This window comes from Plantibacter sp. CFBP 8775 (assembly GCF_014839505.1).
GTDB lineage: Bacteria > Actinomycetota > Actinomycetes > Actinomycetales > Microbacteriaceae > Plantibacter > Plantibacter auratus.
Window position 1 is genome coordinate 488,942 of record NZ_JACYNV010000001.1, and the last position, 21,659, is coordinate 510,600.

Here is a 21,659-nt window from a genome sequence, read left to right on the forward strand (position 1 = left end):
GAAGGCATGACCGACGCGCCGCCGACCCTGACGGAACGACTGACGCTCACGCGTCCCACCGAGCGCGATCTGCCGGAGCTCCACGAGCTCCATGCCGACCCCGCGGTCTGGACGCACCTGCCGTCCGCCCGACACGTGGCGCTCGCCGAGACCCGTGCGTTGATCGAGCGGTATCAGGCCGACTGGGAGGCGAACCGTCTCGACGTGTGGGTGGCGCGCGACACCTCGACGGGTGCGTTGGTCGGCATCGGTGGCCCGAGCCTGCGTGGCGGGGTCGCCTGGAACCTCTACTACCGCCTGGCGCCCGCGGCGTGGGGGCGCGGATACGCGCAGGAGCTCATCGCGGCCGCGCGAGCCGCCGCATCGGCGTCGGCACCGGATCTGCCCGTGGTGGCGTTCCTCCTGAAGCACAACGAGGGATCACGACGGGCTGCCGAACGCGCGGGGTTGGAGGTCGTCTGGCGTGGCCCCGACGCGGGCAACCCGGATCCCGATGCCGTGCGCCTCGTGTTCGCCGACCGGGCGCTCAGCGACGAGGCGCTCCGCGTGTTCGTGGGCTGAACCACCGCTGCACCCGATCTCCGAGCGTCTCGAAGGACGCCGCTTCCGGGCGCGACCGGGTATTTTCGGTCAACCGGCCGCGAAACGCAAGCAGTCTGTTCACCGGAGACGTTCCTCGATACGGTTGGAAGATATGTCAGCCACGGTCGAGATGGAACACATGAGTCAGGTAGAACGCGAACGCCCGCTCCTGCGCAAGGGGAGCGAGGCGAGTTTCGTCCGGTGGGCCTTCGACGGTCGCTCCTGGTGTGCCGACCTCGTGAGCGGACAGTACCGAGGCGCGACGAAGACCGGTTGGCTCCTGCAGACCGAGAACGAGCAGCGGGAACTGTCCAACCAGGAGTGGGCTCCCTGCATGGCGTGAGCCGGCACTGAGTCGCCCGACACTGCACGGAAATCCAAGAATTTCGAGCAGTTTTGGGCAAGTCAAGGCTCAGACGGTGATCGACGGCTCGTCGCTCACCGAGAGCGTGAGCACGGCCTTGCCGATGAGGTCGTCCTGCTCGAGGTCGCCTTCGAGTCGGCGGAGCTGACGCGCGACGTCGTTCTCGCGGTCGTCGCCGACGAGGTCGACCGACGCGACGAGGAAGAGGCGTTCCGGCCCGCTGAACTCGAGGTACAGCGCCGTGACCCGCTCGATCTCCGGGTGCGTCAGGAGCGCGGTGATCGTCTGCGCGCGGTAGGCGGGGCTCGGCGAGGCCCCGAGGAGATAGCGCCGGTTGCGGTTGATGAGCAGCAGCGCGACCCCGCCGAGCAGGACGCCGATCGCGATCGAGCCGATCGCATCCCACACCGGGTCGCCGGTCACCTGGTGGAGGCCGATGCCGGCCCCGGCGATGATGAGGCCGAGCAGTGCTGCGGAGTCCTCGAAGAACACCGAGCGGAGCGTCGTGTTGGAGCCGTTCACGATGTAGTCGAAGAAGCCGCGGCCGTACTTCTTCGCCGTGCGCCGACCCTCGAGGATCGACTGGGTGAAGGAGAACCCCTCCAGGAGGAAGGCGACGCCCAACACGAGGTAGCTGAGGGCGTAGTTCTCCATCGCCTCCGGTGCGGTGAGGCTCTGGATACCGTGCTGGATCGAGACGACCGCACCGACGGTGAAGATCCCGAAGGCGGCGAACAGCGAGAAGATGTACGCGTCACGGCCATAGCCGAGCGGATGTGCGGCGTCGCGTTGCTTGTCGGCCCGTTTGTCGGCGATGAGGAGGAAGATCTCGTTCCCCGCGTCGGCCCACGAGTGCGCGGCCTCAGCCAGCATCGACGCCGACCCGGTGAGCGCGGCGACGATGGACTTGGCGATGGCGACGATGACGTTGGCCAGGAAGGCGATCACGACGGTCATGCGCCAACGCTACGCCCAGCCGGAGTGCGCCGCGTACGCCCGGACATCCGGACGACCGCGGTCCGGGCCTCAGGATTTCAGGACGCGTAGCGCGGAGCCCTTATGTGCGGCCTTCGCGCCGGTCTTCTCGGACTCCACGATGAACGCGGGCTCGTCCTTCGACGCCGTGAAGTGCTGGTCGTCGAACTGGAAGTCCGCGGTCTTCCGCTCGACGACCTTCCCCTGCGTCCGCCCCTGCGAGGTGCCCCACGACACGCGGTCACCCACTCGTACGTCTGCCATGCTGCCTCCTCGGCGCTCAACGCCGCGCGCGCGACGTGACAGCGACGATGCCAGCGTGTCGGCGGCCGGACAAGCGCTTGCGCCGCGCGAGCGCAGGGGATATCCCCCGAGGTCCAGGGGCTCCGCGGGCATAGCGTGTCCCCATGGCCTCGTTCACTCCGGGAAGACCCCGACTCGCGCTCGGCATCGGCATCGTGGGAGTCGTACTCGGGGTGGCGCTCATCCCGGTCGCCATCGCGAACGCCCACGGCGACTTCGGCTTCCATTTCTGGTGGATCGTCATCGTCCCGATCCTCGCCGGCCTGTACTTCGGTGTGGCAGGAGCCGTCGCCCTCCGCAACCGCCGCTGAGGCGCACGGCAGCCGCGGGCACCCCTCGAATCTCGCGTACCGTTGGCGGGATGAGTGATGACGCCGCGACCGATGAGCACCGCAGAACCGCTGCGCACGCCTACAGTGCGCTCGGCTGCCTGCTCCTCGATGCCGGCACCTCCGTCACCGACGTCCGCGACTCCCTGGAGCGCGCCACGGTCGCATCGGGCGACGAGGGCCTGGCCTTCTCGGTGCTGCCGCAGCTCATCATCGTGAACGACGTGCGCACCGGCGCGGTGCTCGCGGCCGGCAACACGCACGGCGAGCTGTCGTTCCGGGGTGCGGCGCGGGCGAACCGGCTCATGCGCGAACTCGAGCTCGGACACTGGCCGGTCGGTGATCTGCCGGCCCGTATCCAGTCGATCCGGGAGACGCCGCGCCCGCATGCGTCGATGCACTGGGTGGTCGGGAACCTGCTGCTCGCGGGAGGGCTCGCACTGCTGTTCCGCTGCCCATGGTGGGCGATCGTCGCATCCATGCTCGTCGGTGCCTTCGTCGGCCTCGTCATCACCCTGCTGGCGCGGTGGCGGGGAGCGGTCGCGATCGCCCCGTTCGTGACGGCGTTCGTCTCGACGACGCTCGTCGGGACGCTCGCATCGGCGATGGATCTCGGCCCCGTGCCGCTGTTCGCCGTCTGCGCGCCGATCGCGATCCTCGTGCCCGGCGCGCTCATCACCAACGCCCTGCTGGAGTTGACGGCGACGGACATCGTGACGGGCTCGGCGCGCCTGATGTACGGGCTCATCGTGCTCGCCTTCATGGCGGCCGGGATCTCGGCCGGGGCGCTGCTCACCGGCCTGTCGATCGACCCCGACTCGACGGCGCTCGTCGGTCAGGTGGTCCGCGGGAGCTCGGACCTCGTCGGGTGGGAGTCGGTCCCGCCGCTGTGGTTCACGTGGATCGGCGTCGTGATGCTCGCGGCCGGGATCGGGATCGCGTTCGGCTCGGGCCGCTCCCTGACGCTGCTGACCATCTGTGTGATGGCGCTGACCTACGCGGGCATCGTCCTGTTCGCCCCGCTCGTGGGGAACGCGGTCGCGACGGGGCTCACCGCCGGGCTCGTGTTCGTCGTCGCTCGCATCGTCGAGCGGTACTCGGCGGCGGTGCCGTCCAATGTCACGTTCCAGCCGGCCTTGCTCATGCTCGTGCCGGGCACCGTGGGACTGGTGTCGCTCGCGACGCTCGAAGGCTCAGCGGTCACGGCGGCGCTGACGGTCTTCATCAGCCTCTGCGTCGGCGTCAAGACGGCGGCGGTCCTGACGGGGGTCGTCATCCCGCCGGTGCGTGCGACCGCCCGTCCCTGAGTCGCCCGGAATCGTCGGAAACCGAGCCGAAATCGTGCAGATTTGGGCGACTCAGCGGCTCATGGCTGCGCGCGCCTTGATCGCGAGGATGACCTCGGTCTTCGCGTCGGCGTAGTCGTTCATGTCGTCCCAGGACCTCCCGAGCAGCTCCCGCTTGGTGCGCTCGTACAGCGCGCGGTCGTCGGCGTCGGAACGCAGGTGGTCGCGGAGGAGGAGGTACTCGTCGATCTCCGGTGCGCCCTGTTCGTAGAGGTGCACGTGGACGTCGCGCTCCGGCGTCCGCACCATCCGATGGCGGGGCTCACGGACGCGCAGCACGTAGCCGGCGGTGAGCAGGTGGTCGAGGTAGTCCTCCTCCGCCGTGATGTCCTCCGCGGCGACCACGATGTCGACGATCGGCTTCGCCGCGAGTCCGGGCACCGAGGTCGAGCCGATGTGCTCGATCGCGACGGCACTGGCGCCGAGTGCGTCGAGGATGCGCTGCCGGTGCTCGAGATACCGTTCGGGCCACTGGGGATCGGCGTCGTGCAACTCGACCCGGACCGGCTCGGGGCCGCCGACGAGTTCGAGCGCGGTGACGTCCGGGTGGCGGGGGCGTCGGCGCAAGCCGTCCTGGAGGGCGCGGATGTTGGCTCCGAGCGCACCCGAGGCCAGGAGGCCGGAGCCGAGCGGCCCTGAAGGATCGGTGCCGAGTGCCGGCAGGAGTCTCAGTGCGGAGCGGACCGGGTCGCTCAGGTGCGCGAGCTGCCAGGCGATCTCGGCTGCGCCGGCTCCGGGACGGTCCAGCTCGGCGGCCTTCGCCGCGTAGGCGGCGGCGCCGAGCGCGTGGGCGCCCATGTGCGCGACACCTGCTGCTTGCCCGGCCGACCACGCGGCGGCTTTGGCTGCGGGTGAGGACACCACCTGCGAGGCGCGGTTGGCGACGAAGCGGCGGCGGATCTCCCCGGCGGTGTCGAGGTCACCGGCTGCGAACGCCCGCGCACGGGCGATCGCGTCGCGCGGACGGTCGTCGTCCGGGGCCTCCGCTTCGAACAGCGGTAGCACCCGCTCGGCGCAATCGGTGGCCCACGAGGCGACGAGACGGCGGTCGGCTTCACTGAGGGACTGCGGGGAGAGCATGCTCCACCCTCGCACACCCGCCGCGGTCGGAGCATGGGCAGGCGGGTTAGCGTAGAGGGATGGCCGCCTTGAACCTGCCCGTGATCTCCTGCAGCCTTGATCCGGCGAGTCGGAGCCGGACCCTCGCTTCGGCGAGCAGCGAGCTGCTGCGCGAGCAAGGTCATGACTCCTCCGTCATCGATCTGGCCGAGATGGAACTGCCGCCGTTCGACAACGACCGGGTCTTCGAGAGCCCTGCGTTCCGTCGGCTGCATGCGTTGATCACTGCTGCGGACGGCGTCGTCCTCGCCTTCCCGGTCTACAACTGGGCACCGGCCGCAACGGTGAAGTCGCTCATCGAGGCGACCGGCGCAACCGGTGGGGACGGCAGGGTCGCCGCCTGGTTCGACAAGGTCGTGACCTTCGTCTGCGCCGCCGGCCTGCCGCACAGCTACATGGCCACCGCCACGCTCGGGCAGTCGCTCATGCTGGACTTCAAGTGCGTCATCAACCCGTACACGGCCTACCTGTCGGAGCGGGACTGGGAACGTCCCGAGGTACTGAGGGCAGACCGCGCCGAACGTCTCGCCAAGACGATGACCGTGCACGCGGAGCTGTCGGGGCTCCTCGCCGAGCGGAGCTACCGCTCGGTCTGGGAGGTGTGAGGGCGGAGCGTCACGGTCCCGCGCCTCACAACCGCACGACGAGCTTGCGGGCTGAGACGCCGCCGTGGAGTCGGTCGAGGGCCGGCTGGATCGCTTCGAGGCCTTCGCCGACCACCTCGGGGGCTGGCGCGCAGACGTGTCGTCCGCCGGCGAGCGCGCCCGGCAGGTAGTCCTCCCACAGCATCGGCCCGACCTCGTTGGTCATGAGGGAGCTGCCCCACACGTACCGCGCCGAGATCCCCGCCCGACGGGCACGGATCTGGAGCGCGACGTTGGCCGCCACGAGCCGGGTCATGGTGCGGACGAACGTCAGACTCGGGCCGGCCCGACGAGGCAGTGACCCGAACGACACCGACGGGCTCGCGAGTGCGACGCGGCGCGCACCGGTGGCGGCGGCGACGGCGACGGCGGGTTCTGCGGAGCCGGTCCCGACGGCGAGGACCCCGACGACCGAGGAACCACGGAGGGCGTTGACCAGATCCGCCACGACGGTCGGGCTGCGGTAGTCGAGCACGATGTCGGCACCGAGCTCGCGCATCCGGTCGTGGTTGTGCGGCGAGGCGGTGGTCACGACCCGGTGGCCGGAGGCGACAGCGAGCTGGATGGCGTTGCTCCCGACGCTGGTGGCACCGCCCCAGACGACGACGGTCGTCCCGGTGGGGGTGGGGTGCTCCGAGGGATGGGGGAGCGCGAGGTGGTCGCGCTGGAAGAGGGCGGTCGCGGCTGTGGAGATCCCGAGCGGCAGGACGACGGCGTCCTCGTCTCGCAGAGCGTCCGGGATCGGGGCAGCGAGGTCCGCCCGCACGACGGTGAACTGCTGGAACCCGCCCTCGGCGACATGGCGCCGCCCGCGCTCCATGCCGACCGCGTAGGCCACGACGCGGTCGCCCACGGCGAAGCGACGGACGTCCGGCCCGACGGCCACGACCTCGCCCGCGACGTCCTCCCCGAGCACGGCGGGCACAGGCAGCCACCGGTACATGAGGTTCCCGGTCTGTTGCTTGACGTCGTCGAGCGGGTTCACCGCGACCGCTCGGTTCCGGATGAGGAGTTCGCCAGGGCCGGGTTCGTGCATCGCGGCCGGACCGACGACGAAGTCCGCTCGGGGTGCTGGCAGCCAGGCTGCGGTGTTCGTCGGCATGAGGTCTCCAAGGGTGTTGCGGATTGGCGTGGCGATGATGACACGGTGTGTCATCACTGTACACCTGACGACACGACGTGTCATCGGTTATCCTGATCGTATGGCACGCTGGGCACCCGACGCCGCTCTCCGACTGGAGAGCGCTGCGATGGCGCTGTTCGCCGACCGGGGCTTCGCGGCGACGACGGTCCCGGAGATCGCCGAAGCCGCCGGGCTCACCACCCGCACGTTCTTCCGTCACTTCGCCGACAAGCGCGACGTGCTCTTCCTCCGCGAGCGCGAGCTCCCGACGGTGGTGGGACGGCTGGTCGCCGCGGCGCCAGCAGGGCTCGACCCGCTCGCCCTGGTGATGTCCGGCCTCGAGACCGTGGCCGCCGGTGAGCTGCAGTGCTGGCGGGACGACATCGCCGCCCGCCGCGCTGTCATCCGGTCGGAACCGCAGCTGCGCGAGCGGGAACGGTTGAAGTCGGCGGTCCTCACCGACGCGATGCGCGATGCCCTCATGGAGAGTGGTGTCACGTCAGCCGACGCGGCGCTCGCAGCGTCCATCGGTTCGGCACTCTTCGACGCCTCCCTCGAGCAGTGGCTCGCCGGACCGGACGACGTGCTCCTCGTCGACGTGCTCCGCGCGATGCGCGCCCGACTCGGCGACCTCGCGGGTCGCTAGGGCCGATCCCGGCTCCGCGTCTGCTGCTCGGGGAGCCCGACCTGCCACAGGATGAACGCCACCGCGCTGCAGACCGCGAGCGCGGCGCCGATGATCAGTGCAGCCGTGCCGGTGGAGGCGAGCCAGTCGTGGTGGCTGATCCAGCCGGGATCGTCCTGCGGGAAGTCGAGGAACGACGCGTAGGTCGAGATGCTCACGACGCCTGCCCCCAGGAACGCCGCGGCCAAGACTGATGCGCACCAGGACAGGGTCAGCCAGCCTCGGGCCTGGGTCGCGCCCGGGCGCGCTCGTGTGCCTCGCGATTCCCCCATGCAGCGAGGCTATCGCGACGCCGTGCCACGAGGTCGATCGATGGAGCGGCGTCCGATGGTCGAGGATGAGGGCATGTCGAAGCAGCAGTCGGGCTCGCAGGAGCACCGCGATCCCACCACCAACCCGTACCGGATGAGTCGACGGCGCATCACGACGTGGACTGGCGCGCTCATCGCCTCCGTGGTGCTGCTCGTCGTCGTCGCGATCGTCTTGGCCGCCATCGGCGGCGACAGTGCCGAGTCCTGGGTCGCGATCGTCCTGTTCGTGGCGTTCGGCGTACCCGTCGCTGCGGCCGCCGTCTTGGGCGGGTTGGCGATCGCCTCATGGGGGTGGGTGGCCGGCACGGTGTTCGGTGTCGGGTGGCTGACGCTGCTCGTCGTCGTCGTGAACAACGGGTTCCATCTGCTCTTCGACGGTCAGGCTGTGGGACCCGTGATCTATGACGAGGCGATCTGGCAGGCAAGCGGGGTGGGCGGACTGGTCGTCGGTGGGGTGTTGTTCTTCGTCGCCGGCTGGCAGGGCGATGTCCCGATGTGGATCGGCGGGCCGGCCGGGGGAATCGACGTCTCGCGCAGGCGCTTGAGGGGTAGAGAAGGCGACTCGGTCGGCTCTGGCGCGGTGGTCCCGCCACCGAAGCGGAAGCCGCGTCCGAAACCGAAGCGTCGCCCGAAGCAGCAGCGACGTCGCTGACGGCTCACGCGGCCCGGGCGGACCGGTCAGTCGCCGCCGCCCCCACCGCCCCCGTCTCCGCCGCCGCCACCGTCCCAACCGCCGGAGTCGCTTCCGCCGTGGTGGCCGCCTCCATGGTGACCGTCGCCATCGACGATGAACGGCATGCCGGAGTCCGAGGTCGTACCACCGCGATGCTTCGACCCGCCGCTACGTCGTCTGGCCTGCACGGTGATCGTGAAGACGATGACCGCGACGGCGGCGAGGACCACGATCATGATGACGGTTGAGCTGTCCATGGCTCGACCGTAGCGATGTCCGACGGCTGTCGCATTACCCGCGCGGCGAGTATCGGCGTCCGACCGGACTTCAGCGCCTCGGGATCGTGGAACCGCGGAGGACGAGGCGGCCCGGCAGGTATTCGACCCCCTGCGCGACCTCCGTGCCCTCGATCGCCTCGAAGATGCGGGTGGCGGCGAGCCGGCCGAGCTGTTGCAGGTTGGCGTCGATCGACGACAGCTCCGGGCGCGAGTTGGTGGCCAGGATCTCCCAATTGTCGAAGCTGACGACCGCGACGTCGCTCGGGACGTCGCGCCCGAGGTCGCGGACGGTGTCGAGCACGCCGCGGGCGATCTGGTCGGAACCGGCGACGATGCCGTCGATCTCCGGGTGCTGTGCGAGCAGCATCGCCGCCGCATCGCGACCCCAGTGCTCGGTCCACTCCGAGAACATCGGCGAGCCGACGAGCTCCAGTCCCGCCGCCGCGAGGGCGTTCTGCACGCCCGTCACGCGGTCCCTGGCAGCCGCGTACTGCGGCTCACCCGTGATCATCGCGATGCGGGAGCGCCCGCAGGCGATCAGGTGCTCGACGGCGAGGCGCCCGCCGTCGCGGTTGTCGGGGGTGATGGACACGTCCGTCGGATCGTCGGACGGTGCGTACGCGTAGACGACGGGGACGGGCAGCTTGTGGCCGAGCGAGGGCCGTGGGTCGGTGCTGCGACCCACGACGATGATGCCGTCGACGCGCCGGGTGAGCAGCGCGTTGAGGTGGTGCTGCTCGCGGATCGCGTCGCCGCGGGCGTCGCAGAGGAACACGTTCACCTGGCCTGCGCCGAACGCGTCCTCGGCGCCCATGAGGATGGGGATCACGAACCGGCCTTCGAGGTCGCTCGTGAGGAGGCCGACGGTGCCCGTCCGGCCGTTGATGAGGCTCCGGGCGAGTTCGTTCGGGGTGAACGAGACGGACTTCGCGGCATCGAGCACGCGCTGTCGGGTCTTCGGCGCGACCTCGCTCCGCCCGTTGATCGCCTTCGACGCCGTGGCGATCGAGACGCCCGCGATGCGCGCGACGTCACCGAGGGTCGCCGCCCGACCGGCAGCGATCCCGGTCGTCGCCGAAACATCGTTGTCTGGCATGAAACGCCCCCTCTTCATCTTTCGGAAACGTTACCGGATATTCCTCTTGACGCTACTCTGATCCCAGGCTAGCTTTACCGAAAGGGCTTTCGACAGTTTCGAAACCTCTCCCGAAGCACCGCCGGACCCGACCGGTCCGCTCAACGAAGAGTCAGAGGAGTCACACATGCGCAGCACGCACATCACACGCAAGCAGCGGGTCGGAGGGGTGTTGGCGGCCAGCGCCCTGCTCCTCGGCCTCGCCGCCTGTTCGTCCAGCGGCGGTGGGAGCGCCCCGCTCGCCAGCGCCGGACCCGAGGGCGTCGACGACGGCTCGGAGCTCACGCTCTGGACCCGCGCCCCACTCGAGAAGCAGGCGAAGCTCCTCGTGGAGGCCTACAACGCCTCGCACGAGAACCAGGTGAAGCTCACCGTCGTCCCGAACGACGACTACGTCGCGAAGGTCGGTGCGGCGGCCGGCTCCGACAGCCTCCCCGACCTGTTCGCCGCCGACATCGTGTACGTCCCGAACTGGGTCGAACAGGGCCTCTTCCAGGACCTCACCGCGAACATCGACGGGCTCGACTTCAAGGACGAGATCAACCAGGGCCACCTCGCCGCCGGCACCGCGGACGGTAAGGAACACGTCCTCCCCTTCGTCCTCGACCTCTCGATGCTCTTCTGGAACAAGGAACTCTACAAGGAGGCGGGCCTCGACCCCGAGCAGGGTCCGACGACCCTCGCCGAGTTCGCCGAGGACGCCAAAGCCGTGCAGGCGCTCAACAAGCCGGACACCTACGGCACCGCCACGGGCCTCAACTGCGGCGGCTGCCTCGTCTTCACCTGGTTCCCCAGTGTGTGGGCCGACGGTGAGCAGGTCATGAACGAGGACGGCACCGAGTCGCTCCTCGCCGAGGACGGCGCGAAGGAGGTCTACAGCACGTGGGCCGATCTGTGGAAGTCGGGCGCCGTGCTCCCCTCCTCGAAGGACGAGGCCGGACCCACCTGGACCGCCGGCTTCACCGAGGGCAAGGTCGGCGTCATGCCCTACCCGGCGACGCTCCTCTCCTCGACCCCGTTCGACGTCGGCGTGTCCGGCATCCCGGGGCCGAAGGGCGGCGACTCGACCTTCGTCGGTGGCGACGGCATCGGTGTCTCCAAGGACAGCAAGAAGGCCGCGCAGTCGTGGAACTTCCTCAGCTGGCTGATGTCCGAGGACGCCCAGGTCGGTGTTCTCGCAAAGGACAACGACGTGGTCTCCCGCTCCGACCTCGCGGAGAACGAGTACTCGAGCAAGGACCCGCGCCTGGTCACGATCAACGAGGTCGCATCGAAGGGTGACACCCCGTACTCGTTGAACTTCCAGGAGGCCTTCAACTCGCCGACCAGCCCCTGGCTGACGCTCGTGCGCAACGCGGTACTCGAGGGCACCGACTCCGTCGACGCCGACAACGACGCCATCACGGACGTGCTCTCGCAGTAGTCCGACCGCCGGTGCGCCGCCGTGATCCCCCCATCGCGACGGCGCATCGGCACCCACCCGTTCGAAAGGTCCCACCCATGAGTACCACCCTCGCCAGACGAGGCCCGACGGACTCGGTCGGTGCCAGGAAGCGCCGCGCCGCGCAGGCCCGTACCGGCTGGCTGTTCGCGCTCCCGACCGCCGTCTTCGTCATCCTCCTCTTCCTCGTCCCGCTCGGGCTCGTCTTCCAGATGGCGGGGTCCGACTGGCCGCTCCTCGGCGGCAACCAGGGTGTGAACTTCCCCGAGAACTTCCCGAAGGCGATCGACAACCGCTTCTTCCTCGACTCGGTCGTCTTCACGCTGAAGTACACCGTCATCGCGACGGTCCTCCTCATCGGCCTGGGGCTCGGCCTCGCGCTCCTCGTCCAGGAGTCCAGCCGATGGAAGGGCTTCCTCCGCACCGCCTTCCTCATCCCGAGCGCGCTCGGCCTCGCCTCGGCGTCGCTCCTGTTCTACGTGCTGTACTCGCCGATCGCCGGCCCGTTCGCGGACCTCACCAAGGCGATGGGCTTCACCTTCCTCGGGACCCCGGACGCGGCGCTCTGGTCGACGGTCTTCCTCATCGTCTGGCGTTTCGCCGGCTTCTACATGCTGCTCATGCTCGTCGGGCTGCAGGGCATCCCGGAGGAGGTCTACGAGGCCGCCCGCATCGACGGCGCGTCGCGTTGGCAGACCTTCCGCGACATCACCGTCCCGCTGCTGAAGCCGACCCTCGCCCTCACCACGGTGATGTGCGTCACCGGCTCGCTCCTCGCGTTCGAGCAGTTCTACATCCTCACCAAGGGCGGTCCCGACAACAGCACCATCACCATCGTCCAGCTCATCTACAACGTGGCGTTCCAGGGCCCGAACAACCTCGGCGTCGCCGGCGCGCTGTCGGTCATCGTGCTCGCCGCGCTCATCGTCATCAACATCGTGCAGATCCGCGCGTTCAGCAAGAAGGTCGAGGACTGAGCATGACCATCACCCGAAAGGAACCGGCCACCGTCACCTCGACGATGCCCGACGTCCGTGGTCACGGACGCACTCGCGGCCGCGGACGGGACGGGAAGCCGACGAACTTCTTCGGTATCGCCATCCGGATGCCGTTCTGGATCTTCACCGCGGCGCTCGCCGTGATCTTCCTCTACCCGCTCGTCTGGACCGCCGTCCGCTCGGTGTCTCCGCTTGCCGGTACGAACCAGACCGAGGGGTGGGGGCTCGGCAACTACATCACCCTCGCCGGGTACCAGGACGGCATCCTGCAATACATCGGCAACTCGGTGTTCGTCTCGCTGCTGACCGTGATCCTCACGCTCGTCATCTCGCTCTTCGGCGGGTACGCCTTCGCGAGGTTCCAGTTCCGCGGCAAGAACGCCCTGTTCCTCGCCACCATCGCGATCCTCATGGTCCCGTACGCGACGCTGCTCATCCCGCTCTACGTGCTCCTCAACCTGGTCGGTCTCTCCAACTCGCTCGTCGGGGTGGCGCTCGTGCTCACCATGTTCCAGCTGCCGTTCTCGACCTTCATGATGCGGATCGCCTTCGAGTCGATCCCGAAGGAGCTCGACGAGGCGGCGATGGTCGACGGCTGCAACTCCTGGACCGTGCTCTGGAAGGTGCTCGTCCCGGCGGTCAAGCCCGGCCTCATCACCGTGGGACTGTTCGCGTTCCTCGCCGCCTGGAACGACTTCATGGCGCCGCTGATCCTCATCAACGACTCCGCGAAGATGACCCTGCCGCTCGCCGTCTCCAACCTGCGCGGCCAGGTCCAGGGCGTCGTGGACTACGGCGCGACCGAGGCCGGCGTCGTCGTCCTCGCGTTGCCGTGCATCCTCCTCTTCCTCATCCTCCAACGTCACTACGTGCGCGGCTTCATGTCCGGCGCATTCAAGGGGTAACCATGAGCACCACCATCAGGACCACAGCAACGGGCACTGGGACCAGCATGGCCCCGGTCGTCCCCACCACCGGTGCGCTCACCCCGCTCGGGCTCGACGAGGTCGGCATCACCGAGGGGTTCTGGGCGGACCGCCAGCGCGTGAACGGCACCGCGACCCTCGCGCACGTCGAGCACTGGCTGGAGCGGGAGGGCTGGATCCGCAACTTCGACCTGGCCGCCGCCGGCACCCTGCCGGAGGGTCGCCGGGGTCGCGAGTTCGCCGACTCCGAGGTCTACAAGTACCTCGAGGCCGTGGCCTGGGAGATCGGGCGACGGGGCGGTGACGACGCGCTCGAATCCCGGTTCCGCAGCGTCGTGGACCGCGTCGCCGCCGCACAGGAGTCCGACGGGTACCTCAACACCCGCTTCGGCCGGCCCGGCCAGGGCGCGCGCTGGTCGGACCTCGAGTGGGGCCACGAGCTCTACTGTCTCGGTCACCTGTTCCAGGCGGCGGTGGCGCGAGCGCGCACGAGTCCCGGTGCCGACGACGGCCTGCTCGGCATCGCGACGCGTGCCGCCGACCTCATCTGCGAGGTGTTCGGCGCAGACGGCATCCAGTCCGTGTGCGGGCACGCCGAGGTCGAGGTCGGTCTGGCCGAGCTCTCCCGCGTGACGGGGGAGTCGCGGTACCTCGACCTCGCGTCGCTGTTCGTGGAACGTCGTGGCCACGGGGTCCTCCAGGACATCGAGTGGGGGCGCGCCTATTTCCAGGACGACCTCCCGATCCGCGACGCCGAGGCGCTGCGGGGACACGCTGTCCGGGCGAACTACCTCGCCGCCGGTGCGACCGACATCGCGGTCGAACACGGGGACACCGGGCTGCTCGACGCGCTCCGCGGCCAGTGGGACCGCACGATCGCCCGGCGCACCTACCTGACCGGTGGCCAGGGGTCGCACCACCAGGACGAGGCCTTCGGTGAGGACTTCGAGTTGCCGTCCGATCGCGCGTACTCCGAGACCTGCGCCGGCATCGCCTCCATCATGTTCAGCTGGCGGCTCCTCCTTGAGGACCGCGACGTCCGGTACGCGGACCACATCGAGCGAGTGCTGTACAACGTCGTGGCGACGTCGCCGTCAGCCGCCGGCACCGCGTTCTTCTACGCCAACACGCTGCACCAGCGGACGCCCGGGGAGTCGAGCCCGGACGACGAGGTGTCGCCCCGGGCGTCGTCGTCGGAGCGCGCGCCCTGGTTCGACGTCTCCTGCTGCCCGCCGAACGTCGCCCGCACGCTCGCGAGCCTCGCGGCCTTCATCGCGACGACCGACGACCACGGCGTGCAGATCCATCAGTTCGCCTCCGCCACGATCGACACCGTCGTCGGCGGTGAGCACGGCGGCCGGTTCCGGGCCGAGCTGGTGACGGAGTACCCGCGCACCGGGGTGGTCTCGCTTCGGATCGTCGAGGCTCCCACCCAGGCACTCACGGTGTCGCTGCGCGTCCCGTCCTGGGCGGACGACGCCCGGCTCGTGGTGCAGACGGCCTCGGGCTCCCGCGACGAGCATGAGGTCCCGACCGGGTACGCGGACGTCACCCGCGCGTTCTCCGCCGGCGACGTCGTCGAGCTGTCCTTCAGCATCCGGCCTCGGGTGACGCACCCCGACCCGCGCGTGGACGCGATCCGTGGCACCGTCGCGATCGAGCGCGGCCCCGAGGTCTACTGCGTCGAGTCGGTCGACCTTCCGGGTGGCGACGAGTCGCTCGCCCGCGTCGAGATCGACGAGCACGCGGACATCGAGGAGGCGTCCGACGGGCGCCTGACGGTCGTGCTCCGGACCCGCCCGGTCGTGGACGCCGCCTGGCCGTACGCGGACGGGTTCGACGCCCCGGGTGACGCCGATCCGTTCACCGCGAGCATCGCCCCGTACCACTCCTGGGCGGAGCGCGGTCCGTCGACGATGCGCGTCTGGATCCCCACGACGCGGAGCTGACCGACGCCCGCGGAGCGCCGTTGAACGCCCGACACCACACCGGAACAGCTGGACTTTCGGTATGGTGTCGGGCGCTTTCGTCGTGCTGTCATCCGATTTCCGCCCGGTGTGCCGAAACTTCCGAAAAGCCTTGCGAATCCTGCGAATCTCCCGATAACCTCCCCGGGAGTGTCCTACTCACTGACGAGAGGGAATCAGACAGCGTGGTCAGAACACAGCAATCCACCCCCAAGCGGGGGTCGCGTGGATGGCGTGGCGGGATCGCGGCGACAGCCGCTCTCGCCGTCATCGGCACGACCTTCCTCACGGCGCCGGCGCAGGCCGCGAACGCCGACATCGGCTACCCGACGTTCTCGGGCAGCGACACCCCGGTCCCCGCCACCGGCACCGGCTACACGGCCGGCAACCAGCTGCAGGCGATCTTCGACGCGGACGTGGCCGCTGGAGCCGGAGCCCTCGGCGGGCCCGACTTCTGGATGGACCGGATGCTCCAGCGCACCGGCACGACCGGCAGCTTCGGCGACGACAACCAGTGGCTCTTCAGCCGCGGCCGTGCGGTGTTCATGAAGGAGCACGACCCGTCGAAGCTCGGGTTCGGCGGCCAGGTCGCCTACTGGGAGGCCATCGACGGCAAGGCCGCGTACACGGTCGCGGCGAAGATCGACGGCTCCGACGTGACGCTCACGGAGGACACGGCGAGCCGGGTGCAGACGCCGAGCTACTGGCGCAGCGTGCACCGCCACGCGGCCTCGGGGATCGAGGTCGTCCAGACGAAGTACATCACCGACGGGAACGTCGCGGTCACCGGGCTGCAGGTCCGCAGTACCAACGGCGCGCACACCGTGCAGCTCACGGCCAGCTCGGCCTACACGACGACCGTCGAGGGCGATGAGCTCACCGGCGTCGTGTCCGCGGCCAACAAGCTCACGACGATCTTCCCGCGGCTCTCCGGCGACGGCTTCACGCCGGACGGCGGCGGCATCACGGCCAGCCTCGCCGTCCCGGCCGGCGGCACCGTGTCCACCAAGGTGCAGCTCGGGTTCGTCACCGACGAGATCGCGGAGTCGCGCACCCAGTACGACGCCGTCCGCGGACTCGCGCCCGACGCCTCGTACACGGCGCAGGTCACCGCGTACAACCAGTGGTGGGCCGACAACGTGCCCTACCTGGACACGCCCGAGGACAACATCGACAAGACGCTGTACTACCGCTGGTGGCTCATGCGCTTCAACTTCCTCGACGCCGACATCCCCGGCAACGACTACCAGTTCCCCACCTCGATGGAGGGCGTGCTCGGCTACAACAACGCCATCGTGCTCACCACGGGCATGTTCATCGACGACCTCAAGTACTTCCGCAACCCGATCTACTCCTACGGCCCCTGGGTGTCGGCGGGGGAGACCTCGAAGAGCTACAAGTTCGTCGACAACCCCGGTGACCCGGCGAACTGGTCGAACAGCTACACGCAGTACATCTCCGAGGCGGCGTGGCGCTCCTACCAGCTGCACGGCGGACCGACGGCGATCGCCGAGAACCTGGCGGAGTACGCCGAGGACGACGTGAAGGGCCTGCTCGACGCGTACGACACCGACGACAGCGGCCTCATCGACTACAACTGGGGTGCCATGACGGGCAACGACGCCGACGCGGTGTCGTTCCACGAGCGCCCGAACGCGTACATGGACCGCACCGAGAACGCGTACCTGTACTCCAACGCGCTCGCCTCGGCCGCCGCCTACCGGACCGCCGGCAACGAGGCGAAGGCCGTCGAGATGGACGAGTTCGCGCAGGGCATCAAGGACAAGGTCGTCGAGCTCCTCTGGGACGCCGACGCGAAGGTCCTGAAGCACCGGTTCACGTCCGACGGCAAGCTGGCGAAGTGGAAGGAGATCAACAACTTCTACCCCTTCACCGTCGGTCTCATGCCGAAGCCGGGCGATGCGGACTACGCCGACGACTACGTCAAGGCGCTCGACCTCTTCGCGGACGACGCCCAGTACCCGATCTTCCCCTTCTACACGGCGAACCAGGCCGACCAGGCGGACTACGGCGGACCGGGCAGCAACAACTTCTCGGTGATCAACTCCACCGTGACGTTCCGCATGCTGGCGAAGGTGCTCCGCGACTACCCGACGAAGGCGATCGACGCCGAGTGGTACAAGAAGCTCCTGTATTGGAACGCGTGGTCGCACTACCAGAACGGCGGCGACAACCGCCTGCCCGACCAGAACGAGTTCTGGTCCGACGGCGACGCCGACCCGCAGGACATCGGCTACCGCTCCTGGATCCACCACACGATCCTCGGCGCGACGAACTTCACGATGATCGAGGACACCATGGGGCTCCGTCCGCGGAGCGACGCGAAGATCGAGCTGGACCCGATCGACATCGACTGGGACCACTTCACGGCGAACAACATCGCCTTCCGCGACCAGGACCTCACCATCACCTGGGACGCACCGGGCGGTGAGCGCCACTACGGCGACAGCATCCCGGAGGGCTACTCGGTGTTCCTCGACGGCAAGCTCGCCTTCACCATCGACTCCCTGAGCAAGGTCGTCTACGACCCCGCGACGGGCACGGTCGAGGTGGCGGACGACGTCACCGTCCTGTCCTCGACGACCGCCTCGCTGCAGGCGCCGCAGGACGTCTCCTTCGCCGCCGGCGACCGGGTCGTGGACCTCTTCGCCAAGGCGGGCGCCGACGTGGACCCGGCCAGCGCCGGATCCGCGAACGCCGCCGAGGGTGCCGAGGTCAGCGCGAGCTTCTCCGCGCCGAGCCGTCCCGCCACCGCGGCGGTGGACGGCACGACCGCCAACGAGCCCTTCTGGGGAACCGCGGGGTCACCCAACGCGAAGGACTCGCTCGTGGTCGAACTCGGAGGCACCAAGACCTTCGACGACGCCAGGGTGTACTTCTACAACTCCTCGTCCACCGCCACCGTGCAGGGGTACTCGGAGCCGGCGACGTACTCGCTCGAGGTCCGGAACGGCGACACCTGGACGGCGATCCCGGCCCAGGCGCGTGGCCCGGTCTACCCCCGAGCCAACTACAACCATGTGCAGTTCCCCGAGGTCACCGGCGACGCCGTGCGGCTGACGGTCAACCACGCCGCCGGGTTCAAGACGGGGGTCAAGGAGCTCCAACTCTTCGCGACCGGCGTTGCGGCACCCGCCTCCACCAACCAGGCTCCGTCGGTGAACGCCTGGGTCGACCAGGCGAACTCCGCCGGCGGCACGCTCGCGCTCGTCGGCGAGGTCAAGGACGACGGGCTGCCGCTCGGCGACGTGACCTCGGCGTGGTCCGTGGTCGACGCCCCGGACGACGGCCTCGTCATCTTCGGTGACGCCACCGCGGCGTCCACGACCGCGAGCTTCACCGCCGAGGGTTCGTACACGCTGCGCCTCACGGCCAGCGACGGCGAGCTCACCAGCACGAAGGACCTCGTGGTCCAGGGTGCGGCGTCGGCGGGCGGTCAGAACGTCGCCCGCGAGGCGACGCCGACTGGCGAGTTCACGGCGGGATGGAACAGCGTCAACGCGGTGAACGACGGCACGGTCCTCCACAGCGGCGGATCTCAGGCCGACATCTGGGGCACCTGGTCGGGGAGCCGTCCGGCCACCCGCTGGCTGCAGTACGACTGGGCGAACCCGGTCCGGGTCGACGCCGCAACGGTGTCGTTCTGGGGCGACCAGACGGACCCCTCCTCCGGCGCCGGTGTGAACGTGCCGAAGTCCTGGAAGGCGCAGTACTGGACCGGCGACGCCTGGGCCGACGTCACGGGCGCTTCCGCCTACGGCGTCGAGCGCGACGCACCGAACGCCGTCGACTTCGACGCCGTGACCACCACCAAGCTCCGCCTCGTGCTGAGCGCGGCCGGTCCCGGCACCGGAGCCGACCCGTACGCCGGTGTCGCGGTCAGCGAGTGGGAGGTGTTCGCGGTCGCCCCGACGGCGATCGAACCCATCGATGTGCGCACCACCACCGGTGTCGTGCCGACACTGCCGTCGACGGTCGACGCGACGTTCGCGGACGGCAGCCACGCCGACCTCCCGGTCTCGTGGGCGTCGATCACACCCGAGCAGGTCGCGGGTGAGGGCAGCTTCTCCGTCGTCGGTCTCGTGACCGGCTCCGCGGTGCCGGCGAAGGCGACCGTCTGGGTGCGGGCGACCGCTCCCGGGCAGATCAACGCCGTCGACCCGGTCGCGGTCACCACCGCAGCCGGGGTCGCACCCGCACTGCCGACCTCGCTCGGTGTCCTCTACAACGACGGGTCCCGCGAGGACCTGCCGGTGATGTGGGCCACCGTCGATCCCTCGTCCTACGCGGCTGAAGGTGTCTTCGAGGTCGCGGGGACGGTCGAATCGGCCCTGCCGGGAGCGAAGTCGGCGACCGCCACGGTGACGGTCGGTGCCGGTGGCGGCGAGGAGGACGACACCGCTCCGGTGGTCGCCCTCACCGCCGACCCGGCGGCTCCGGCCTCGGGCTGGCACACGGGAGCTGCGACCGTCTCGGTCACCGCGACCGACGACCTCGACTCGGCGCCTGTCGTCGAGGTGTCGGTCGACGACGCCGCCTGGGCTCCGTACACCGGTCCGATCGCCGTGAGTGGTGACGGTGTCCACACCGTCGCCGCCCGCGCGACGGACGCCACCGGCAACCGCTCGGCCTCCTCCGACGTCACCGTCCGGATCGACGCGACAGCGCCGTCGGTGACCCCGGTCGCCGACGCCGCGGCCCGCACGGTCAAGGCGACCGCGACGGACGCCGGTTCGGGTCTCGCCTCCATCGAGGTCCGCATCGGTGATGCAGCGGAGTGGACGCCCTACGCCAAGGCGGTCCTCGTTGGCCTGGAGGAGACCAAGGTCCACCTCCGTGCCACCGACACCGCGGGCAACGTGTCCGCGGACACCACGGTCGTCGTGCCGAAGAGCGACGGTCAGCTCCGCCGGAACGTCGCGATCGGAGCCGTCCCGACGGCCTCGTTCACGGCCGCCTGGAACACGGTCGACGGTCTCAACGACGACGTCGCTCCGACCTCGTCGGGTGATGTCACGCCGAACGACAACGCGACCGTCTGGGGTGCGTGGCCGGAGATCGGTCAGCAGTGGGTCCAGTACGACTGGGCCGAGGCGGTCACCGTCGGCGAGACCGGGGCGTACTTCGTCTCGAACCTCGACGACGCGGGCCTCGGCATCGAGGTCCCGACGTCCTGGAAGGCGCAGTACTGGGATGCCGAGGCCGGAGACGGCGCCGGCGCTTGGGTCGATGTCGAAGCGCTGGGCGCGTATGGGACCGAGGTCGACGCGTTCAACCCGGTCGCCTTCACCCCGGTGACGACGACGAAGCTGCGTCTGCTCCTCGAAGCCTCGGGCGCCGAGAGCGGCAAGGGTAGCCTCGGGATCAAGGAGTGGCAGGTGTTCGAGGCGGCCGACCAGCCGGTCCCGGACGTCACCGCTCCCGTCGTGACCACTACGGTCACCCCCGAGCTGCCCGCCTCCGGATGGTTCCGCGAGGACGTGAGCGTCTCGGCGACCGCCCTCGACGACCGCGACCTCGTCGCGACCCTTGAGGCGCGGGTCGGGACCGGCGAGTGGGTGGCGTACACCGGCCCGGTGGTCGTCACCGCGGACGGGGTCACCACGGTGTCCTTCCGTGGAACGGACGCCGCCGGCAACGTGTCGGAGCCGTCGGTCGTGGAGGTGCGGCGCGATGCGACCGTCCCGACGCCCGCGGGTACATTCGATGGGACCGCGCGCACCGTCACCGTGACCGCCGAGGACCAACACTCCGGTGTCGCGTTCACGGAGGTTCGGATCGGGGACGGGGCGTGGACCACGTACACCGCACCCGTCGCCACGGGTGATGCGGCGACCACGGTGGCCGTCCGCGCCACCGACGTCGCGGGCAACGTCTCGGAGTCCGTCTCCGTCGACGTCCCCGCGAAGCCGGTCACGCCGGAGCCGACGCCGACCCCGGTCGACCCGACGCCGACGCCCGGCCCGAGCGAACCGAGCGGTTCGCTGACGGGTGACGAGGTGCTGCGACTCGGTGTCACGAGCGTGGCCCCCGGCGGAGCGCTGCCGGTGTCGCTGACGGGAGCCCAGCCGGGCGCGGTGTTCCGCGTCGAGCTGCGGTCGACGCCGGTGACGCTCGGGACGCTCACGGTGGGTGCCGACGGCACGGCGAACGCGGTGTTCACCGTCCCGTACACGATCACGGCCGGCGTCCACACGCTCGCCCTGGTCCTTCCGGGCGGGGAGGTGACGGCCCAAGTGACCGTCATCACGCCGGGTGCCAGTACGCCGGACGCCATCGCGTCGACCGGTGTGCCCGAGGAGGCCGCCACGTTCGGTCGCCTCGCCGCCCTCGCGGTGCTCCTCGGAGCCGCCGCCGTGCTGATCGCCCGCCAGCGGGCCGGACGCACGCAGCTCGAGCGCGGACCGACCGGACCGCTCGTCTGATCGCCTCGGCAGGC

At 69.7% G+C, this 21,659-nt stretch carries 19 protein-coding genes; 12 read left to right on the forward strand and 7 right to left on the reverse strand.

The window, feature by feature from the left end:
- The first annotated feature begins 6 nt into the window (after positions 1-6).
- Both IFR14_RS02250 and IFR14_RS02255 read left to right on the forward strand, forming a co-directional pair.
- Positions 7-561, forward strand: coding sequence for a GNAT family N-acetyltransferase (locus tag IFR14_RS02250; protein ID WP_191940083.1), 555 nt, complete (start codon positions 7-9; stop codon positions 559-561).
- Between the two features lie 160 nt (positions 562-721).
- Positions 722-925, forward strand: coding sequence for a hypothetical protein (locus tag IFR14_RS02255; RefSeq protein ID WP_124768057.1), 204 nt, complete (start codon positions 722-724; stop codon positions 923-925).
- 69 nt (positions 926-994) lie between these two features.
- Here IFR14_RS02255 and IFR14_RS02260 read toward each other — a convergent pair whose 3' ends face one another.
- Positions 995-1,903: a cation diffusion facilitator family transporter gene (locus IFR14_RS02260; protein WP_137242748.1), complete on the reverse strand. Its 909-nt coding sequence runs from the start codon at positions 1,901-1,903 to the stop codon at positions 995-997.
- A 69-nt stretch (positions 1,904-1,972) separates the two neighbouring features.
- Complete coding sequence (locus IFR14_RS02265) at positions 1,973-2,185, reverse strand: DUF2945 domain-containing protein (RefSeq protein ID WP_191940084.1); 213 nt, start codon at positions 2,183-2,185, stop codon at positions 1,973-1,975.
- A 143-nt stretch (positions 2,186-2,328) separates the two neighbouring features.
- On the opposite strand from IFR14_RS02265, the gene IFR14_RS02270 reads away from it, so the two are divergent.
- Positions 2,329-2,535, forward strand: coding sequence for a hypothetical protein (locus IFR14_RS02270; RefSeq protein WP_191940085.1), 207 nt, complete (start codon positions 2,329-2,331; stop codon positions 2,533-2,535).
- Between the two features lie 50 nt (positions 2,536-2,585).
- Positions 2,586-3,860, forward strand: a complete 1,275-nt coding sequence (locus IFR14_RS02275; RefSeq protein ID WP_191940086.1) for a threonine/serine ThrE exporter family protein — start codon at positions 2,586-2,588, stop codon at positions 3,858-3,860.
- A 51-nt stretch (positions 3,861-3,911) separates the two neighbouring features.
- Here IFR14_RS02275 and IFR14_RS21335 read toward each other — a convergent pair whose 3' ends face one another.
- Complete coding sequence (locus IFR14_RS21335; RefSeq protein WP_342365623.1) at positions 3,912-4,979, reverse strand: GrpB family protein; 1,068 nt, start codon at positions 4,977-4,979, stop codon at positions 3,912-3,914.
- Positions 4,980-5,038: 59 nt separating this feature from the next.
- Between IFR14_RS21335 and IFR14_RS02285 the strand changes: the two genes are divergently transcribed.
- Positions 5,039-5,623, forward strand: a complete 585-nt coding sequence (locus tag IFR14_RS02285) for an NADPH-dependent FMN reductase (RefSeq protein ID WP_191940087.1) — start codon at positions 5,039-5,041, stop codon at positions 5,621-5,623.
- A 25-nt stretch (positions 5,624-5,648) separates the two neighbouring features.
- On the opposite strand, the gene IFR14_RS02290 is transcribed toward IFR14_RS02285, so the two are convergent.
- Positions 5,649-6,818 (reverse strand): zinc-binding alcohol dehydrogenase family protein, encoded by a 1,170-nt coding sequence (locus IFR14_RS02290; RefSeq protein ID WP_249406886.1) that lies wholly within the window; start codon positions 6,816-6,818, stop codon positions 5,649-5,651.
- 46 nt (positions 6,819-6,864) lie between these two features.
- Between IFR14_RS02290 and IFR14_RS02295 the strand changes: the two genes are divergently transcribed.
- Positions 6,865-7,431 (forward strand): TetR family transcriptional regulator, encoded by a 567-nt coding sequence (locus tag IFR14_RS02295; RefSeq protein ID WP_191940088.1) that lies wholly within the window; start codon positions 6,865-6,867, stop codon positions 7,429-7,431.
- Here IFR14_RS02295 and IFR14_RS02300 read toward each other — a convergent pair.
- Positions 7,428-7,742, reverse strand: a complete 315-nt coding sequence (locus IFR14_RS02300) for a hypothetical protein (protein ID WP_137242740.1) — start codon at positions 7,740-7,742, stop codon at positions 7,428-7,430. The genes IFR14_RS02295 and IFR14_RS02300 overlap by 4 nt on opposite strands.
- Before the next feature lie 73 nt (positions 7,743-7,815).
- Between IFR14_RS02300 and IFR14_RS02305 the strand changes: the two genes are divergently transcribed.
- A complete protein-coding gene (locus IFR14_RS02305; protein WP_137242739.1) occupies positions 7,816-8,433 on the forward strand; it encodes a hypothetical protein in 618 nt (205 codons plus the stop codon).
- A gap of 26 nt (positions 8,434-8,459) precedes the next feature.
- On the opposite strand, the gene IFR14_RS02310 is transcribed toward IFR14_RS02305, so the two are convergent.
- Positions 8,460-8,711 carry a hypothetical protein gene (locus tag IFR14_RS02310; RefSeq protein WP_161578577.1) on the reverse strand — a complete coding sequence of 84 codons (252 nt, stop codon included), beginning with the start codon at positions 8,709-8,711 and terminating at the stop codon, positions 8,460-8,462.
- A gap of 70 nt (positions 8,712-8,781) precedes the next feature.
- Positions 8,782-9,828 (reverse strand): LacI family DNA-binding transcriptional regulator, encoded by a 1,047-nt coding sequence (locus IFR14_RS02315; protein ID WP_137242738.1) that lies wholly within the window; start codon positions 9,826-9,828, stop codon positions 8,782-8,784.
- 166 nt (positions 9,829-9,994) lie between these two features.
- On the opposite strand from IFR14_RS02315, the gene IFR14_RS02320 reads away from it, so the two are divergent.
- From IFR14_RS02320 to IFR14_RS20715, 5 genes are all read left to right on the forward strand, one after another.
- Positions 9,995-11,290 carry an ABC transporter substrate-binding protein gene (locus IFR14_RS02320; RefSeq protein WP_137242737.1) on the forward strand — a complete coding sequence of 432 codons (1,296 nt, stop codon included), beginning with the start codon at positions 9,995-9,997 and terminating at the stop codon, positions 11,288-11,290.
- 77 nt (positions 11,291-11,367) lie between these two features.
- Complete coding sequence (locus IFR14_RS02325) at positions 11,368-12,285, forward strand: carbohydrate ABC transporter permease (protein WP_137242736.1); 918 nt, start codon at positions 11,368-11,370, stop codon at positions 12,283-12,285.
- A gap of 2 nt (positions 12,286-12,287) precedes the next feature.
- On the forward strand, positions 12,288-13,211 hold the full coding sequence (locus IFR14_RS02330) for a carbohydrate ABC transporter permease (protein WP_307783524.1): 924 nt from the start codon (positions 12,288-12,290) through the stop codon (positions 13,209-13,211).
- Positions 13,212-13,213: 2 nt separating this feature from the next.
- The gene (locus IFR14_RS02335) at positions 13,214-15,181 is read left to right on the forward strand and encodes a glycoside hydrolase family 127 protein (protein WP_137242735.1); all 1,968 of its coding nucleotides are present in this window, start codon (positions 13,214-13,216) and stop codon (positions 15,179-15,181) included.
- Positions 15,182-15,384: 203 nt separating this feature from the next.
- Complete coding sequence (locus IFR14_RS20715; protein ID WP_342365624.1) at positions 15,385-21,645, forward strand: OmpL47-type beta-barrel domain-containing protein; 6,261 nt, start codon at positions 15,385-15,387, stop codon at positions 21,643-21,645.
- Positions 21,646-21,659 lie beyond the last annotated feature (14 nt).

Excerpts from the sequence above, each read along its gene's own strand:
- IFR14_RS02250 (WP_191940083.1), top strand. The coding sequence starts at position 7 with ATGACCGACGCGCCGCCGACCCTGACGGAACGACTGACGCTCACGCGT.
- IFR14_RS02255 (WP_124768057.1), top strand. The coding sequence starts at position 722 with ATGAGTCAGGTAGAACGCGAACGCCCGCTCCTGCGCAAGGGGAGCGAG.
- IFR14_RS02260 (WP_137242748.1), bottom strand. The coding sequence starts at position 1,903 with ATGACCGTCGTGATCGCCTTCCTGGCCAACGTCATCGTCGCCATCGCC.
- IFR14_RS02265 (WP_191940084.1), bottom strand. The coding sequence starts at position 2,185 with ATGGCAGACGTACGAGTGGGTGACCGCGTGTCGTGGGGCACCTCGCAG.
- IFR14_RS02270 (WP_191940085.1), top strand. The coding sequence starts at position 2,329 with ATGGCCTCGTTCACTCCGGGAAGACCCCGACTCGCGCTCGGCATCGGC.
- IFR14_RS02275 (WP_191940086.1), top strand. The coding sequence starts at position 2,586 with ATGAGTGATGACGCCGCGACCGATGAGCACCGCAGAACCGCTGCGCAC.
- IFR14_RS21335 (WP_342365623.1), bottom strand. The coding sequence starts at position 4,979 with ATGCTCTCCCCGCAGTCCCTCAGTGAAGCCGACCGCCGTCTCGTCGCC.
- IFR14_RS02285 (WP_191940087.1), top strand. The coding sequence starts at position 5,039 with ATGGCCGCCTTGAACCTGCCCGTGATCTCCTGCAGCCTTGATCCGGCG.
- IFR14_RS02290 (WP_249406886.1), bottom strand. The coding sequence starts at position 6,818 with ATGACACACCGTGTCATCATCGCCACGCCAATCCGCAACACCCTTGGA.
- IFR14_RS02295 (WP_191940088.1), top strand. The coding sequence starts at position 6,865 with ATGGCACGCTGGGCACCCGACGCCGCTCTCCGACTGGAGAGCGCTGCG.
- IFR14_RS02300 (WP_137242740.1), bottom strand. The coding sequence starts at position 7,742 with ATGGGGGAATCGCGAGGCACACGAGCGCGCCCGGGCGCGACCCAGGCC.
- IFR14_RS02305 (WP_137242739.1), top strand. The coding sequence starts at position 7,816 with ATGTCGAAGCAGCAGTCGGGCTCGCAGGAGCACCGCGATCCCACCACC.
- IFR14_RS02310 (WP_161578577.1), bottom strand. The coding sequence starts at position 8,711 with ATGGACAGCTCAACCGTCATCATGATCGTGGTCCTCGCCGCCGTCGCG.
- IFR14_RS02315 (WP_137242738.1), bottom strand. The coding sequence starts at position 9,828 with ATGCCAGACAACGATGTTTCGGCGACGACCGGGATCGCTGCCGGTCGG.
- IFR14_RS02320 (WP_137242737.1), top strand. The coding sequence starts at position 9,995 with ATGCGCAGCACGCACATCACACGCAAGCAGCGGGTCGGAGGGGTGTTG.
- IFR14_RS02325 (WP_137242736.1), top strand. The coding sequence starts at position 11,368 with ATGAGTACCACCCTCGCCAGACGAGGCCCGACGGACTCGGTCGGTGCC.
- IFR14_RS02330 (WP_307783524.1), top strand. The coding sequence starts at position 12,288 with ATGACCATCACCCGAAAGGAACCGGCCACCGTCACCTCGACGATGCCC.
- IFR14_RS02335 (WP_137242735.1), top strand. The coding sequence starts at position 13,214 with ATGAGCACCACCATCAGGACCACAGCAACGGGCACTGGGACCAGCATG.